The sequence below is a fragment of the Streptomyces sp. NTD91 genome, assembly GCF_059510455.1.
Genome location: NZ_JCAJZW010000026.1, coordinates 77235 through 92106, shown reverse-complemented (window position 1 = coordinate 92106; position 14872 = coordinate 77235). Strand labels below are relative to the sequence as shown.

Here is a 14872-nt window from a genome sequence, read left to right as displayed (position 1 = left end):
TCAGGAGGCAACCCGTGAGCGCGACCGCGGACCACGCGGAGGAGCGGACGAACCCTGCCGCCAGGCTGGGGTTCCAGCCCGGGCAGGTGGTCCAGGAGATCGGCTACGACGACGACGTCGATCAGGAGCTCCGCGAGGCCATCGAGGAAGCCATCGAGGGCGACCTCATGGACGAGGACTTCGACGACGTGGCCGACGCCGTTGTGCTGTGGTTCCGTGACGACGACGGCGACCTGACGGATGCGCTGGTGGATGCCACCACGTACATCGAAGAGGGCGGCGCGATCCTGCTTCTCACGCCGAAGACCGGCCGTGCGGGGTACGTGGAGCCGAGCGACATCCAGGACGCGGCCACGACGGCCGGCCTGACGGCGTCGAAGAGCGTCAGCGTGGGCAAGGACTGGAGCGGAAGCCGCCTGGCCACGCCGAAGGCCGCCAAGTCCAAGAGGTGATCTCCTCCGTGTGAGAGGACGGGCCGGTTTTCGCCCCGGCCCGTCCTGAGCTCCCTGGTGATCGCTGCGTAGGGTGGACCCGAGCGTCAGCTGTGCGCTCACCCGAACAGCCCACCGAAGGGATGCACGACGATGGCGATCCAGGTCGGCGACAAGGCGCCCGACTTCGAGCTCAAGGACAACCACGGCCGCACCGTGAAGCTCTCGGACTTCCGCGGCGAGAAGAACGTGGTCCTGCTCTTCTACCCCTTCGCCTTCACCGGTGTGTGCACCGGCGAGCTGTGCGAGCTGCGCGACAACCTGCCGAAGTTCTCCGACCGCGAGACGCAGGTGCTCGCCGTCTCCAACGACTCCATCCACACCCTGCGCGTCTTCGCCGAGCAGGAGGGCCTGGAGTACCCGCTGCTCAGCGACTTCTGGCCGCACGGCAACGTCTCGCGCGCGTACGGCGTCTTCGACGAGGACAAGGGGTGCGCGGTACGGGGCACCTTCATCCTCGACAAGGAAGGCGTCGTGCGGTGGACCGTGCTCAACGGCCTGCCGGACGCGCGCGACCTGAACGACTACGTGAAGGCGCTCGACACCCTGTAGGCCGACCGTGGCCGACACCCGCGCTGCTCCGGTTCCAGGGCCTGCGGGGTGCGGGAACCCGTCACTAGGATCGGCTCGTTGATCCCATATCCGAAGCACGACGGGGCTCCCCGCCCCTGGACACCACATGGAGGACCCGTGGGAGTCAGCCTCAGCAAGGGCGGCAACGTATCGCTGACGAAGGAGGCCCCGGGCCTGACCGCCGTCATCGTCGGCCTGGGGTGGGACGTGCGCACCACGACCGGCACGGACTTCGACCTCGACGCCAGCGCGCTGCTGCTGAACAACTCCGGCAAGGTCGCCAGCGACCAGCACTTCGTTTTTTTCAACAACCTCAAGAGCCCCGACGGCTCGGTCGAGCACACGGGTGACAACCTCACCGGTGAGGGCGAGGGCGACGACGAGCAGATCAAGGTCAGCCTGTCCACCGTCCCGGCCGACATCGAGAAGATCGTCTTCCCGGTGTCGATCTACGACGCGGAGAACCGCCAGCAGTCCTTCGGTCAGGTCCGCAACGCCTTCATCCGCGTCGTGAACCAGGCCAACCAGCAGGAGATCGCCCGCTACGACCTGAGCGAGGACGCCTCCACCGAGACCGCCATGGTCTTCGGCGAGCTGTACCGGCACGGCGCGGAGTGGAAGTTCCGCGCCATCGGCCAGGGGTACGCCTCCGGCCTGCGCGGCATCGCCCAGGACTTCGGCGTCAACGTCTGATCCCGGCAGGGGTCCGACACCTGTCACGTCCGGCGCCGCACCGTTTACGGGCGGCGCCGGACGCGCAGGACAACCAGGGAAGCACCATTAGGGGAGGACCAGCATCATGGGCGTCACGCTCGCCAAGGGAGGCAACGTCTCCCTCTCCAAGGCCGCACCGAACCTCACCAACGTCATGATCGGGCTCGGCTGGGACGCGCGTTCCACCACCGGCGCCCCCTTCGACCTGGACGCGAGCGCGCTGCTGTGCGGCGCGAACAACCGGGTGCTGGGCGACGAGTGGTTCGTCTTCTACAACCAGCTCAAGAGCCCCGACGGCTCGGTCGAGCACACGGGTGACAACCTCACCGGTGAGGGCGAGGGCGACGACGAGACGATCCTGGTCGACCTCGCCAAGGTCCCCGCGCACTGCGAGAAGATCGTCTTCCCGGTCTCCATCCACATGGCCGACGAGCGCGGCCAGACCTTCGGCCAGGTCTCCAACGCCTTCATCCGCGTCGTGAACCAGGCCGACGGCCAGGAGCTGGCCCGTTACGACCTGAGCGAGGACGCCTCCACCGAGACCGCCATGATCTTCGGCGAGCTCTACCGCTACCAGGGCGAATGGAAGTTCCGGGCGGTCGGGCAGGGCTACGCGTCGGGCCTGCGCGGCATCGCCCTGGACTTCGGGGTGAACGTTTCGTAGCCGGTGGTACCGCCGGTAGGGTGCACCTCTAGACTCGGGTCAACGTTTAGCAAAGCCGAGTGCGGCGCGGGGGAGACCCTTCCTGGATTTCGCGGGGAGGCGCGCCCCCCTCACACGATTGGGTAGCCAGTGCTTCTGAAAACCTTCGGCTGGTCGTTCGCGGTGACCGCGCTCGGCCTGGTCGCCGCGGTCTTCTACGGGGGGTGGGAGGCCTTCGGGGTCGTCGCGATCCTGGCCGTCCTCGAGATCTCCCTGTCGTTCGACAACGCCGTGGTCAACGCCGGCATCCTGAAGAAGATGAACGCCTTCTGGCAGAAGATCTTCCTCACGGTCGGCGTTCTCATCGCGGTCTTCGGCATGCGGCTGGTCTTCCCCGTCGTCATCGTCGCCATCACCGCCAAGCTCAACCCGTACGACGCGGTCCACCTGGCCCTCACCGACAAGGACCGCTACCAGCAGCTGGTCACGGACGCCCACCCGGCCATCGCCGCCTTCGGCGGCATGTTCCTGCTGATGATCTTCCTCGACTTCATCTTCGAGGAGCGGGACATCCAGTGGCTGCGCTGGATCGAGCGGCCCCTGGCCAAGCTCGGCAAGGTCGACATGCTGTCGGTCTGCATCTCGCTGATCGTCCTGCTGATCACCTCCTTCACCTTCGCCACCCACGCCCACCAGCACGGTGGCGCGCACGCCGACAAGGCCCAGACGGTCCTGATCGCCGGCATCGCCGGCCTGATCACCTACATGATCGTCGGAGGTCTCTCGGGCTACTTCGAGGACCGGCTCGAGGAAGAGGAGGAGCGCGAGCACGAGGAGGAGGAAGAGGCCGCCCGCACCGGCAAGAAGCGCTCGGCGGTCGTCCTGGCCGGCCAGGCCGCGTTCTTCATGTTCCTCTACCTGGAGGTCCTGGACGCGTCCTTCTCCTTCGACGGTGTGATCGGCGCCTTCGCCATCACCAACGACATCGTGATGATGGCCCTCGGCCTCGGCATCGGCGCCATGTACGTCCGGTCCCTCACGGTCTACCTGGTCCGCCAGGGCACCCTCGACGACTACGTGTACCTGGAGCACGGCGCCCACTACGCCATCGGCGCCCTGGCCGTGATCCTCATGGTCACCATCCAGTACGAGATCAACGAGGTCGTCACCGGTCTCGTCGGTGTCGTCCTGATCGCCTGGTCCTTCTGGTCCTCCGTCCGCCGCAACCGCGCCCTGGCGGCCGCCGGCGAGGGCGCCGACGAGAAGGCCGAGATCTCCTCAGGGGTGTGATCCCCTTCCCCTACGGGACAGATCCGGGCGGTGACGGGGTGTGGCGCCCCGCACGGTGAGGAACGCTCTGGATCGGGGCGGCCGACGCGGTCGGCCGCCCCGACAGCGTCATGGACGACGAGCACACGGACACCAGGGGCGGGAATGGGCTTCTTCGACGGGCTGCGCGGCGCCAACGCCGCCGACTTCGACGCGGGCAACTCGACGAACAGCATCGAACTCACCGGGCGGCGCCAGACGGTGTCCCTCACCAAACAGGGCGCGGCCACCGGCCATCTGCGCATCAACCTCACCTGGCGGATGCGCACCTCCGACTTCGACGCCAACCAGCGCACCAGCCTGCTGCGGCACCCCTTCAAGGCTCTGAGGCCACCGGAGGTCCTCGGCCACGGCCAGAGCATGGTCAACGTCGACCTCGACCTGGGCTGCCTGTACGAACTGACCGACGGCACGAAGGGCGTCGTCCAGCCGCTGGGCGGCTATCTCGGCGACGTCAACGCACCGCCGTACATCAAGCTCAGCGGCGACGACCGGTTCGGCTCGGCGTCCGGCGAGACGATGTACGTCAACCTCGACCACCGCGACGCCATCAAGCGCCTGCTGGTCTTCGTCTACATCTACGACCAGACCCCGGCCTTCGACCGCACCCACGCCATCGTCACCCTGTACCCGAGCAACGGCCCCCACATCGAGATAGGCCTCGACGAACGCCACCCCCAGGCCCGCTCCTGCGCCGTGGTGCTGATCGAGAACGTGAAGGGCGAACTGGTCGTCCGCCGCGAGGTGAAGTTCGTGTACGGCTTCCAGGGCGAGCTGGACCGGCTGTACGGGTGGGGGTTGCAGTGGGGGCGGGGCTACAAGACCAAGGTGGAGCGGTGAGGCGGCTCCCTCACTGCCCGATGAACTGCGGCCCCTGCGGAGGCAGCCGGAAGTTCGGATCCACCGGCCCCACGGCCGCCGGCACCGGCTGGGGATATCCGTACGCGGGTGGGGCCGAGACCGGCTGCGGATAGCCGTAGGCAGGCGGCTGCTGCGGCACGGCCGACGTCGGCTGCTCCGGCGGAGCCACCGGGGCCTCGGCCTCCGACTCGTCCACCGAGATGCCGAAGTCCGTCGCCAGCCCCTTCAGCCCGTTCGAATACCCCTCGCCCAGCGCGCGGAACTTCCAGGCCTCCCCGCGCCGGTACAGCTCACCGCAGATCAGCGCCGTCTCCGCGCCCGTCTCCGGCTTGATGTCGAACACGGCCAGTGGCTCGGCGTCGGCGACCGCCGCGTCGTACAGCAGGATGCACAGCGACGGCACCCGGTCGAAGGTGACGCCGTCCGCGGACGCGACCAGCAGGATCCGGCCGACGTCCGGCTCGACACCGGGCAGGTCGGTCTGGACCGTGTCGGTCAGGCCCTCGGCGATCCGCTTCTTGCCCAGCCGCCACACCTTCCCGGAGGGGTGCCGGGGCTGGTTGTAGAAGACGAAGTCCTCGTCGGAGCGCACACGGCCGTCGGGACCCAGCAGCAGTGCCGACGCGTCCACGTCCGGGACTCCCTGCCCCGGCGCCCAGCGCAGCACGGCGCGGACCGTCTCGGCTTCCAGCGGGACGTTCGACCCCTTCAGCATCGCGTGCGTCATGCGGTCATCCTGCCTTCTCGGTCCTGGCCACGACAATGCGGGGGGTAGTGTCCGCAACAGCGCCGACACGGGCGAGTCACCGGAAATTCATGCCCGCGGGGAACCTCCGACATGGATCCCTACGTACTATTACCGGCCACCCTTTACCGAACACTGAGACTCGGGCTCATCGCCCTGGGGGAGTTCTATGCGTCATTTCGGGCACATCGCCCCCGAGGTGCGGCAGCGCCTCTTCCACCGGGAGCCGTGCGCGTTCACCGCGGACGCCTCGCCCCGGTTGCTCGCCGCCGCCCTCGGCGCCACCCTGTACAGCCCGGCCACCCGGCCGCGGCTCGCCGACGACATCGTCAAGCAGGCCGGGAACGGCGTGGTCTCGATGGTGCTGTGCCTGGAGGACTCGATCGACGACGCGGACGTCGTGGCCGGCGAGGAGAACCTCGTCCGGCAGTTCGCCGACCTGGCCGCCCGGCCCGGCGTCGAGCCGCCGCTGCTCTTCATCCGCGTGCGCGCCCCCGAGCAGATCCCGGACCTGGCGCGGCGGCTCGGGCCGTCCGTGCGGCTGTTGTCCGGATTCGTGCTGCCCAAGTTCACCGAGGAGCGCGGCATACCCTTCCTGGAGGCCCTGACCGCCGCCGAGGCGGAGTGCGGGCGCCGGCTGTTCGCCATGCCGGTCCTGGAGTCCCCGGAACTGCTCTACCGCGAGTCCCGCGTGGACACCCTGGAGGGGATCTTCCGCGCGGTCGACAAGTACCGGGACCGGGTGCTGGCGCTGCGCCTCGGCGTGACCGACTTCTGCTCCTCCTACGGCCTGCGCCGCGCTCCCGACATGACCGCCTACGACGTCCAGATCGTCGCCTCGGTGATCGCCGACGTCGTGAACATGCTGGGCCGGGCCGACGGCACCGGATTCACCGTGACCGGGCCCGTCTGGGAGTACTTCCGGCTCTCCGAGCGCATGTTCAAACCGCAGCTCAGGCAGAGCCCCTTCCTCGAGGTGCAGGCCGTCGAGCTGCGCGAGAAGCTGATCGAGCACGCCATGGACGGGCTGCTGCGGGAGATCTCCCTCGACCAGGCCAACGGCCTGCTGGGCAAGACCTGCATCCACCCCACCCATGTGCTGCCCGTGCACGCGCTGTCCGTGGTCAGCCACGAGGAGTACGGCGACGCCCAGGACATTCTCCGACCGGAACGCGGCGGCGGGGGCGTACTCCGGTCGGCCTACACGAACAAGATGAACGAGGTGAAGCCGCACCGCGCCTGGGCCGAACGGACCCTGCTGCGCGCCGAGGTCTTCGGGGTCGCCCACGAGGACGTCGGTTTCGTGGAGCTGCTCGCCGCGGGAATGAACGCATGAGCAACGCAGTGAACGACGGCGTCTGGTCCGGCAGCTGGGCCGCCGAGCGGCTCGGGGTCGAGCTCGTGGGGGACGACGCACTGCGGTCCCTGCTGGGGCTCGCGCTGCGCCGCAATCCCAAGCGCGCCCATCTCCTGGTGTCGAACGTCCTCGGCAAGCATGTGCCGCAGTCGCCGGCGGTCGTCTACGGCCATGGATACCGGCTCGGCCGCCGGGTCGCCGAGCTGCTCTCCGCGGCCGAGGCGCGCGCCGCGGTCGTCCTGGGGTACGCGGAGACCGCGACCGGACTGGGCCACGCCGTGGCCGACGGCCTCGGTACGGCGCCGTATCTGCACTCCACGCGGCGGCCGGTGGCCGGGGTCGCCCCGGCGGGCGGCTTCGAGGAGTCGCACTCGCACGCCACGTCGCATCTCCTGCTGCCCGAGGATCCGGAGCTGCTGTCCGGTCAGGGGCCGCTGGTGCTGGTCGACGACGAGTTCTCCACCGGCAACACGGTCCTCAACACCATCCGGGACCTGCACGGGCGGCACCCGCGGCAGCGGTATGTGGTGGTCGCCCTGGTCGACATGCGCTCCCCCGAGGACGCAGCGCGGATGGAGCGGTTCGCCGAGGAGATCGGGGCGCGGGTGGATCTCGTCGCCACCGCCTCCGGGGCCGTACGGCTGCCGGAAGGTGTGCTGGAGAAGGGGCAGCGGCTGGTGGCCGCACACCGGACACAGCCCCCCGCCTGCGAACCGCCGCTGCGGTCGGCGCACGTGGTGCGTGTGGACCTGCGCTGGCCCTCCGGCCTCCCCGACGGCGGTCGCCACGGTTTCACGCCCGCCCACCGGACCCGTCTGGAGGCCGCGCTGCCCAAGATGGCGGCCCGCGTGTCCGACGCCCTGCCGCCCGGCGCCCGCCGTGTCCTCGTGCTCGGCTGCGAGGAGCTGATGTACGCACCCCTGCGCCTCGCCCGAGAGCTGGAGCAGGTCACGAACGCGGAGGTGCGCTTCTCGACCACCACCCGCTCACCCGTCCTCGCCGTGGACGACCCCGGATACGCGATCCGCACCCGGCTGGTCTTCCCCGCGCACGACGGCCCGGCCGACGGCCCCGGCGAGCGCTACGCCTACAACGTGGCGGGCGCAGGCTTCGACGCCGTCGTCGCCGTCGTGGACTCCGTCGCCGAGACCCCCGCCCTGCACGCGCCCGACGGCCTGCTGGCCCGGCTCGGCGCGCACACCCCGCACGTCCTGCTCGCGGTCGTCCCGTCGTACGTACCGCACGCTCCCGAAAGGCCGGCCATGCTGCCCGAGCCCCTCCGCGGCCCCGCATTCTCCAGTTACGTGCCCGAGGAGGTCGGCTGGCTGCTCCAGGACCTCTCCGACGTCACGCTGGAGGCGCCGACCGAGGAGCGGGAGGAGGCCATCCAGAGCGGCGGCGCGCACTACGCCGAGTCGCTGCCGGTGGAGTACCAGCCCAGCGAGCAGTACCAGGAGCTGTTCCACGCGGCCCTGGACGCCTCCGCGGCCCGGATCGCGCAGGCCGTCGGCGTGGTGACCGAGACGGTCGTCGCCGAGCGGTCACCGCGCCCGGTACTGGTCTCCCTCGCCCGCGCCGGCACGCCGGTCGGCATCCTGATGCGCCGCTGGGCCCGTTTCCGGCACGGCCTCGACCTGCCGCACTACGCGGTGTCGATCGTGCGCGGCCGGGGCATCGACGCCAACGCCCTGCGCTGGCTGGCCGCCCACCACGACCCGCGCGACGTCGTGTTCGTCGACGGCTGGACCGGCAAGGGCGCCATCACCCGCGAACTCACCCAGGCCGTCGAGGAGTTCGAGGCGAAGGAGGGCATCACCGGGTTCGACCCGGAGATCGCCGTGCTCGCCGACCCGGGCTCGTGCGTGCGCACCTACGGCACCCGCGAGGACTTCCTCATACCCTCCGCGTGCCTCAACTCGACCGTCTCCGGACTGATCTCCCGCACCGTCCTGCGCGCGGACCTGGTCGGCCCGGACGACTTCCACGGCGCGAAGTTCTACCGCGAACTCGCCGGTGCGGACGTCTCCGTGGCCTTCCTCGACGCCGTCTCCGTCCGCTTCCCCGAGGTCGCCGACGCCGTCGGCACCGCGGTGAAGGAGCTGATGGCCGAGGACCGCACCCCGACCTGGGCCGGCTGGGAGGCGGTGGAGCGGATCAGCGAGCAGTACGGCATCCACGACGTGAACCTCGTCAAGCCCGGCGTGGGCGAGACCACCCGGGTGCTGCTGCGCCGGGTGCCGTGGAAGATCCTCGCGCGCGTGGGAGCCGGCGCCGACCTCGACCACGTCCGGCTGCTCGCCGAGCAGAGGGGAGTCCCCGTCGAGGAGGTCGGCGAGCTGCCTTACACCTGCGTCGGGTTGATCCACCCCGAGTACACGCGAGGCGCCACGGGCGCCGACGGCAAGGCGGTGAGCGTCTGATGCCGGTGCTGGTGGCGAGCGACCTGGACCGCACGCTGATCTACTCCTCGGCGGCCCTCGCCCTGACCATGCCGGACGCGCGGGCGCCCCGGCTGCTGTGCGTCGAGGTGCACGAGAGCAAGCCGCTGTCCTACATGACGGAGACGGCGGCCCAGCTGCTGACCGAGCTCGGCGATGCGGCCGTCTTCGTGCCGACGACCACCCGCACGCGCAAGCAGTACCAGCGGATCAACCTGCCCGGACCGCCCCCGAAGTACGCGATCTGCGCCAACGGCGGACATCTGCTGGTCGACGGCGTCACCGACGCCGACTGGCACGCGGGCGTACGGGCCCGCCTGGCCGCCGAGTGCGCGCCGCCGGCCGAGGTCGGCGAGCATCTGCTGCGCTCGGCCGACCCGGCCTGGCTGCGCAAGCACCGGGCCGCCGAGGACCTGTTCGCCTATCTCGTCGTCGAGCGCGAGCTGCTGCCCGAGGAGTGGGTCAAGGAGCTGGCGGTGTGGGCGGAGAACCGCGGCTGGACGGTCTCGCTCCAGGGCCGCAAGATCTACGCCGTCCCCCGGCCGCTCACCAAGAGCGCCGCCGTCCGTGAGATCGCCCGCCGTACGGGCGCCGACCTCACCCTCACGGCCGGGGATTCCCTCCTGGACGCCGACCTCCTCCTCGCCGCCGACCGAGGCTGGCGCCCCGGCCACGGCGAACTGGCCGACACGGGCTGGACAGCCCCGGACGTCGCGGCACTGCCGGAGCGGGGGGTACTGGCGGGGGAGCGGATCGTACGGGAGTTCCTGAGGGCGACGCGCGCGGCAACCTCCTAACCGCAACAGCCCCCACCACAGCAGCTCCCACCGCCGCCCCCGCCACTGGCGGGGGCCGCGGTGGCCGTGCCGCCCACAGCCACCGTCGACAGCAGCTTCACGGTGTCGTCATGCCCCGCGGGGCATGACGCGGGAGCGGCCGACTCGGCCATCGGACGGTTCAGTTCGAAGGTGTCGCCGCAGGTACGGCACCGATACTCGTAGCGAGGCATGCGCACAGGTTAACCGGCGCCGCCGGACCCGGGCCCTTCCTGCTCCCCGCCGGGCAGCGGCATCGTCACCGGCGGCGTACCGGTCTCGTGCTCACGCCCCGGCGGTTCGGTGCCCGGATCGGGATGGCGGGCCCGCCAGTACGGGTTGTCGTGCGGGAGGGTCGAGCCGACCCGGCCGTACATGCCGAAGGTCATCAGCAGCAGGCCCACGATGAAGCTGAAGAACACGTTCGGGATCCTGAACGCCAGGAAGTTGTAGTCGGTGTCCAGCAGGGCCAGGAACAGGAAGCCGTTCAGCAGGAACAGCACACCGAACACCATGTTCAGCGTCGACGCCACGTTCCCGCCCGCCACCATGCCGGCCAGCAGGATCACGCCGACGGCGATCGACAGCACGCTCAGCGTGCCGTTGGTGTTCAGTCCGGCGACACGGTCACCGCTGAGGCTGAAGAAGCCGATGTGGTTGATCAGTCCCAGGATGCCGAAGACGACCAGGAACGCGCCGATCAGTCCCGCGCCGATCCGGTAGACCGTGTTCAGCTTGTGGTCGACGGGCAGGTGCTCGTCGAACGAGATCCGCCGCCGCGGCCTCGCGTGCACAGGTGCGTGTGTGGCCATGTCCGCCTCCCTCGGGCGCTAGCGGAGGCCATCCGTCCATCCAATATCCGCCTGCCCGACCGCACCCGGCAACACACGCCCGCCACGCCGCCGACCACCGACCCGCGACCGGTAGCCGGCACACACCCGCGCGAGCGGCCCTCAGTGCCCCCCGCGCTCCTCGCGGATCCGGGCCACCACCCGGGCCGCCGTCTGGCGGACGGCCTCCGTCTCGGTCAGGAAGTGCCAGTAGTCGGGGTGTCGGCCCTCCAGCGAGCCGATCGCCCGCTCCAACCGCCCCACCGCGTCGTCCAGCGACCGGGCGTGCCGGGGATCGGGGGTCGTACGGCCCGTCATGGCCAGCCGCTGGGCGTCCCGGATCGTGAACCGGGTCCGCTCGATCTCCCCCTGCGGATCCTTCTGCACCTCGTTCAGCCGCCGGAGCCGGTCACCCGCGGCCGACACGGCCTCGTCGGTGGTGTTCAGCAGGGCGCGTACCGTCGACAGCAGCGAGGTCGCGTCAGGCCAGCGCTGGTCGTCCCGCGCCGCCTGGGCCTCGCGGAGCTTCAGCTCGGCCTGCCGTACGTTCTCCGCGGCCTGCTCGGGCACGCGCTGCAGGTCCTGCCAGCAGGCGGCCGCGAACCGGCGCCGCAGCTCACTGAGCACGGGGTCCACCTGCCCGGCCCTGGTGGTCAGCGCCTGCGCGCGGGTGCGCAGGCTGACCAGCCGGTGGTCGATCTCGGCAGCCTTCTGCGGCAGTCGCTCGGCCTCGGCGCGGATCGCCCCGGCCTCCCGCTGCACCCGCTCGGCCCGCTCCAGGGTCTGCTGCGCCCCGTGCTGCCCGGCGCCCTGGTTCAGCTTGGTCAGTTCGGGCGACAGGGCGGCGAGCCGGGCGGCGAGGTCGTCGGCGCGCAGGCCCTTCGCCCGTGCGGCGTCCAGGGCGTTGCTCGCGCCCAGCAGCGCCTGCCGGGCCCGCTCCACGGCGGGCGCCAGCCGGGCCAGCCGGGTCTCGGCCTTGTCGAGCAGCGGTCCCAGCGAGCTGCCGAAACGGTCCAGCTCCTGCTTGACCCGGATCAGCTCGTCCTTGGCGGACGTCAGCTCCGAGCGCGCCCGCGCCGCCGTGGCGGCCTCCAGGTCGTCCCGGTCCAGGTCATGGGCGTCGACGGCCTGGATGTAGCGCTGGCTGACCTCGTCGATGCGCTGCCCGAGCGCCGCGTAGTCGGCGGCGGCGCGCCGGGCAGCGGGGGAGTCGTCCACGGCCGCGATGGTCTCGACGGAGATCCGCAGGTCGCGCTGGGCGGTGTCGAGTTCGTAGAACGCGGCTGCCGCGGCGTCCCTCGCGGCCTGTGCCTCGGCGCGCTGGCCCTCCCGGCCGCCGAACCAGCGCCGGGTGCCGCCGCCGGCGAACGCGGCGGGCAGGGTGAGCACGGCCAGCACCGGAAGGCCGATCAGGGCGAGGGTGTCGCGCAGGGCCGTGGACCGGGCCCGTACGGCGGTCGACGGCGGGTACGACCGCGTCGCTGGCGTGCCCGGTGTCCCCGTCACATCCCTCTCCCGTGCTGTGGTCCGCCGTGGGTGGTGTCATTCTCCCACCCGTTGTAGACGAACACACGGGCCGGTCAGTTCGCGGTACGGACCGTGACCTTCCCGTTCGCGGAGTCCGCGGTCACCCGGTGCGGGCTCCGGTCGCGCTGCGGTACCCCCACCGAGACCGGGCCGTTGTCCGACTCGGCCGTCACGTGGTACTCGGCGCGGGGCAGGCTGACCGTCACGCTCCCGTTGTCGCTGCCGGCGTTCACCGTGTCGGGTACGGCGCCGAGGCGAAGGTCCACCGTGCCGTTGCCGACGTCGGCCCGTACCCGGCGGGAGGTGACGTCCGCGCGGACCGTGCCGTTGTCGGATCCCAGGTCCACCGGCCCGGTGGAGTCGGTGACGTGGACATCGCCGTTGCTCGTACGGATGCCGAGTGCGGCCGTGAACCCGCTGGCCCGCACGCTGCCGCTCCCGTCGACCACCTTGACGCCGATCCCGGCCGGCACCTCGATGCGGTAGCGGGCCGAGCAGTCGGCGAGCAGCCCCGAGCAGTGCTCCCGCAGCACCAGCCGGTTGCCGTCGAGCGACCAGCCGAGCTTCGGCCCGCTGCCGATGGCCACCGATCCTTGGAACCACCGCGTGACCCGGACCGGACCCGCCTCGTGCCTCCGGGAGGCGACCAGCTCGATCGCCGCGTCGTCGGAGTCGACGGTGAGCGTCCGGCCGTGGAGGGCGAAGGAACGGTGGGCCGGGTGCCTGTCGTCATCGGCCGAGGCACCACAGGCGCTGAGTCCGGCGGCGAGCACCCCGGTGCCCACGGCCAGTAAGGCGGCGCGGACGGAAACGGAACGGGTCATGAGAAGTTCTCCCCCCTGGGACGGTCTGCGACGACCGTAGACGATCCAGGTGAGAACGGTGATCCGGACAGCTCCCCGGTCGGGGGTGGGGTCAACCCCCGTGGACGGCCCCGGACCCGGCGCGACGGGTTTGCCGCGCACCGGTGCCGGCAAGGTAGGCTGTCGAATCGTCCTGGGCGCGTGCTCGGGCGTCCGGGTGCGTAGCTCAGGGGTAGAGCGCCTGCCTTACAAGCAGGATGTCGGCGGTTCGAAACCGTCCGCGCCCACCAGCGAGCCCCCGGCCCATGCGGCCGGGGGCTTTCGTCATCGCGCCGTCATTCCTCCTCGTCGGGCTGTTCGTGGGCGTGCTTGAGCACGGAGCGGGCGTCCATGCGGTCGGCTGCCGCGACCTCGGCCCAGAAACGGTGGGTGCTGACGAACACCGCGAGTTCGTGCTCGCGGCGGCGCAGCTTCTCCACCTCGGCCTGCTCGTCCGCCGTCCAGCCCGGGGACGCGGGACGCTCCACCTTGCGCCAGCCGGTGTCGTCGCTGAAGCCGTCCATCGGCTCGACCGACCAGGGCAGACGCTTGAGCAGGGCCGACAGCTCGGCCCGGACCTGATGCAGCTCCTCCTGACCGGCGAGGAGGTCACTGGGGAATTCATAGGTCGTAGCCACACGCCAATGCTACGCCTGTTCGATTTTGAGGGGCGAGCTCGTTCGCGAGGTCCGCGGGAGGTTCAGCCGAACGGGTGGTCCGGCGGGCGGGGCCCGCCCGCCGGACCCGTGGCAGGGCCGTGCCGTCGTCAGTGACCGGCTGCCCGCAGCTCGTCCACCAGCCGGGCCGTCACCGGCACCGGTACGCGGTGCCGGTCTGCCGCGCGCAGCAACGCCCCTCCGACGGCGTCGAGTTCGAGCGGCCGACCCGCCTCGGCGTCGCGCTGCATGGAGGACTTCGCGCCGGGCGGGAAGGCGTCGTAGCGGGCCATCGCCCGGGCCGGGTCCGCCGGGCCGCCGCAGGCGCGGCTGACCGCGCCGGCCTCGGCCACCAGTGCCTCCAGTTCGTCCCGGTGCCGGGTGCGGGCCTCGCCGAGCGGGAGGCCGTACCGGGTGGTGAGCAGGGCGAAGGGAGCGAGGAACGCCATCTTGGCCCACAGGGCCGCCGTTTCGTCCTCGACCGCACGGGCGGTCGTACCGGCGGACGCCAGGGCGGCCGCCAGCTCGTCGAGACGGGGCCGGGGTACGGCGTCCCCGGCCAGGTCGATCTCCGTGAACGGGCTGCCGTGTTCGATCATGCCGGGGCCGGTCCGCGTCGACTCCACCCGGATCACGGCCGGGGCGACCCGGTCGGGACGGTACCGGGCGCGCAGGCCCGCGGGGTGTTCGACGCCGTTCAGGAGCGGTACGACGAGGGCGTCGCCCAGCGCGGCGGGCGGTAGCCGGGTGAGCGCGGCGTCCAGCGCGGTGTGCTTGACGGCGATCAGGCAGGCGTCCACCGGCTCGCGCAGCTCGGTGTCCGCCTCGACGGGGGCGGTGAACACGCCGAACTGCGGGCTGCGGACGGTGATTCCGGTACGGCGCAGGGTGTCGGCCGTACTGTCCTGGGCCAGGCAGATCACCCGGTGTCCGGAGCGGGACAGCACAGCGGCCAGGAGGCCGCCGACGCCGCCGGGTCCGAGTACGGCCACGGTGTTCTTTTTCGCCAAGGCGTTCGCCATGAGGCTCTTCCTCTCGACGGTCGGCCCCG

Annotated in this window: 16 protein-coding genes and 1 tRNA gene; 10 read left to right on the top strand and 7 right to left on the bottom strand. The window is 71.1% G+C overall.

Annotated features, from left to right (window positions below):
* The first annotated feature begins 14 nt into the window (after positions 1–14).
* From AC5WRT_RS24985 to AC5WRT_RS24960, 6 genes are all read left to right on the top strand, one after another.
* Positions 15–452: a DUF3052 domain-containing protein gene (locus AC5WRT_RS24985; protein ID WP_330340350.1), complete on the top strand. Its 438-nt coding sequence runs from the start codon at positions 15–17 to the stop codon at positions 450–452.
* A 132-nt stretch (positions 453–584) separates the two neighbouring features.
* Entirely contained in the window at positions 585–1043 is a 459-nt protein-coding gene (locus AC5WRT_RS24980) for a peroxiredoxin (RefSeq protein WP_496096608.1), read from the top strand.
* Positions 1044–1181: 138 nt separating this feature from the next.
* Positions 1182–1757 carry a TerD family protein gene (locus AC5WRT_RS24975; protein ID WP_496096607.1) on the top strand — a complete coding sequence of 192 codons (576 nt, stop codon included), beginning with the start codon at positions 1182–1184 and terminating at the stop codon, positions 1755–1757.
* Positions 1758–1863: 106 nt separating this feature from the next.
* Positions 1864–2442: a TerD family protein gene (locus AC5WRT_RS24970; protein WP_496096606.1), complete on the top strand. Its 579-nt coding sequence runs from the start codon at positions 1864–1866 to the stop codon at positions 2440–2442.
* Positions 2443–2571: 129 nt separating this feature from the next.
* Positions 2572–3711: a DUF475 domain-containing protein gene (locus AC5WRT_RS24965; protein ID WP_496096605.1), complete on the top strand. Its 1140-nt coding sequence runs from the start codon at positions 2572–2574 to the stop codon at positions 3709–3711.
* A 144-nt stretch (positions 3712–3855) separates the two neighbouring features.
* A complete protein-coding gene (locus AC5WRT_RS24960) occupies positions 3856–4590 on the top strand; it encodes a TerD family protein (protein WP_496096604.1) in 735 nt (244 codons plus the stop codon).
* A gap of 10 nt (positions 4591–4600) precedes the next feature.
* Here the strand turns inward: AC5WRT_RS24960 and AC5WRT_RS24955 are convergent, their stop codons facing one another.
* The gene (locus tag AC5WRT_RS24955) at positions 4601–5338 is read right to left on the bottom strand and encodes a TerD family protein (RefSeq protein ID WP_496100611.1); all 738 of its coding nucleotides are present in this window, start codon (positions 5336–5338) and stop codon (positions 4601–4603) included.
* A gap of 187 nt (positions 5339–5525) precedes the next feature.
* On the opposite strand from AC5WRT_RS24955, the gene AC5WRT_RS24950 reads away from it, so the two are divergent.
* The 3 genes from AC5WRT_RS24950 to AC5WRT_RS24940 are packed head-to-tail and all read left to right on the top strand — an operon-like array spanning position 5526 to position 9948.
* Positions 5526–6692 carry an HpcH/HpaI aldolase/citrate lyase family protein gene (locus AC5WRT_RS24950; RefSeq protein WP_496096602.1) on the top strand — a complete coding sequence of 389 codons (1167 nt, stop codon included), beginning with the start codon at positions 5526–5528 and terminating at the stop codon, positions 6690–6692.
* Complete coding sequence (locus AC5WRT_RS24945; RefSeq protein WP_496096601.1) at positions 6689–9133, top strand: phosphoribosyltransferase; 2445 nt, start codon at positions 6689–6691, stop codon at positions 9131–9133. Before AC5WRT_RS24950 ends, AC5WRT_RS24945 begins: the two co-directional genes overlap by 4 nt.
* On the top strand, positions 9133–9948 hold the full coding sequence (locus tag AC5WRT_RS24940; RefSeq protein ID WP_496096600.1) for an HAD family hydrolase: 816 nt from the start codon (positions 9133–9135) through the stop codon (positions 9946–9948). Before AC5WRT_RS24945 ends, AC5WRT_RS24940 begins: the two co-directional genes overlap by 1 nt.
* On the opposite strand, the gene AC5WRT_RS24935 is transcribed toward AC5WRT_RS24940, so the two are convergent.
* From AC5WRT_RS24935 to AC5WRT_RS24920, 4 genes are all read right to left on the bottom strand, one after another.
* The gene (locus AC5WRT_RS24935) at positions 9945–10160 is read right to left on the bottom strand and encodes an FmdB family zinc ribbon protein (protein WP_496096599.1); all 216 of its coding nucleotides are present in this window, start codon (positions 10158–10160) and stop codon (positions 9945–9947) included. The genes AC5WRT_RS24940 and AC5WRT_RS24935 overlap by 4 nt on opposite strands.
* Positions 10161–10169: 9 nt before the next feature.
* Complete coding sequence (locus tag AC5WRT_RS24930) at positions 10170–10778, bottom strand: DUF4383 domain-containing protein (RefSeq protein WP_496096598.1); 609 nt, start codon at positions 10776–10778, stop codon at positions 10170–10172.
* Positions 10779–10919: 141 nt separating this feature from the next.
* Complete coding sequence (locus tag AC5WRT_RS24925) at positions 10920–12302, bottom strand: hypothetical protein (protein WP_496100610.1); 1383 nt, start codon at positions 12300–12302, stop codon at positions 10920–10922.
* A 74-nt stretch (positions 12303–12376) separates the two neighbouring features.
* Positions 12377–13147 carry a DUF4097 family beta strand repeat-containing protein gene (locus AC5WRT_RS24920; RefSeq protein WP_496100609.1) on the bottom strand — a complete coding sequence of 257 codons (771 nt, stop codon included), beginning with the start codon at positions 13145–13147 and terminating at the stop codon, positions 12377–12379.
* A gap of 194 nt (positions 13148–13341) precedes the next feature.
* Between AC5WRT_RS24920 and AC5WRT_RS24915 the strand changes: the two genes are divergently transcribed.
* Positions 13342–13416, top strand: a tRNA-Val gene (locus AC5WRT_RS24915).
* 45 nt (positions 13417–13461) lie between these two features.
* On the opposite strand, the gene AC5WRT_RS24910 is transcribed toward AC5WRT_RS24915, so the two are convergent.
* Together AC5WRT_RS24910 and AC5WRT_RS24905 are read right to left on the bottom strand one after the other, a co-directional pair.
* Positions 13462–13803 (bottom strand): DUF8825 domain-containing protein, encoded by a 342-nt coding sequence (locus AC5WRT_RS24910; RefSeq protein WP_496096595.1) that lies wholly within the window; start codon positions 13801–13803, stop codon positions 13462–13464.
* A gap of 128 nt (positions 13804–13931) precedes the next feature.
* On the bottom strand, positions 13932–14843 hold the full coding sequence (locus AC5WRT_RS24905; protein WP_496096594.1) for a ketopantoate reductase family protein: 912 nt from the start codon (positions 14841–14843) through the stop codon (positions 13932–13934).
* Positions 14844–14872 lie beyond the last annotated feature (29 nt).

Excerpts from the sequence above, each read along its gene's own strand:
- AC5WRT_RS24940 (WP_496096600.1), top strand. The coding sequence starts at position 9,133 with ATGCCGGTGCTGGTGGCGAGCGACCTGGACCGCACGCTGATCTACTCC.
- AC5WRT_RS24935 (WP_496096599.1), bottom strand. The coding sequence starts at position 10,160 with ATGCCTCGCTACGAGTATCGGTGCCGTACCTGCGGCGACACCTTCGAA.
- AC5WRT_RS24945 (WP_496096601.1), top strand. The coding sequence starts at position 6,689 with ATGAGCAACGCAGTGAACGACGGCGTCTGGTCCGGCAGCTGGGCCGCC.
- AC5WRT_RS24980 (WP_496096608.1), top strand. The coding sequence starts at position 585 with ATGGCGATCCAGGTCGGCGACAAGGCGCCCGACTTCGAGCTCAAGGAC.
- AC5WRT_RS24930 (WP_496096598.1), bottom strand. The coding sequence starts at position 10,778 with ATGGCCACACACGCACCTGTGCACGCGAGGCCGCGGCGGCGGATCTCG.
- AC5WRT_RS24960 (WP_496096604.1), top strand. The coding sequence starts at position 3,856 with ATGGGCTTCTTCGACGGGCTGCGCGGCGCCAACGCCGCCGACTTCGAC.
- AC5WRT_RS24905 (WP_496096594.1), bottom strand. The coding sequence starts at position 14,843 with ATGGCGAACGCCTTGGCGAAAAAGAACACCGTGGCCGTACTCGGACCC.
- AC5WRT_RS24970 (WP_496096606.1), top strand. The coding sequence starts at position 1,864 with ATGGGCGTCACGCTCGCCAAGGGAGGCAACGTCTCCCTCTCCAAGGCC.
- AC5WRT_RS24950 (WP_496096602.1), top strand. The coding sequence starts at position 5,526 with ATGCGTCATTTCGGGCACATCGCCCCCGAGGTGCGGCAGCGCCTCTTC.
- AC5WRT_RS24955 (WP_496100611.1), bottom strand. The coding sequence starts at position 5,338 with ATGACGCACGCGATGCTGAAGGGGTCGAACGTCCCGCTGGAAGCCGAG.
- AC5WRT_RS24920 (WP_496100609.1), bottom strand. The coding sequence starts at position 13,147 with ATGACCCGTTCCGTTTCCGTCCGCGCCGCCTTACTGGCCGTGGGCACC.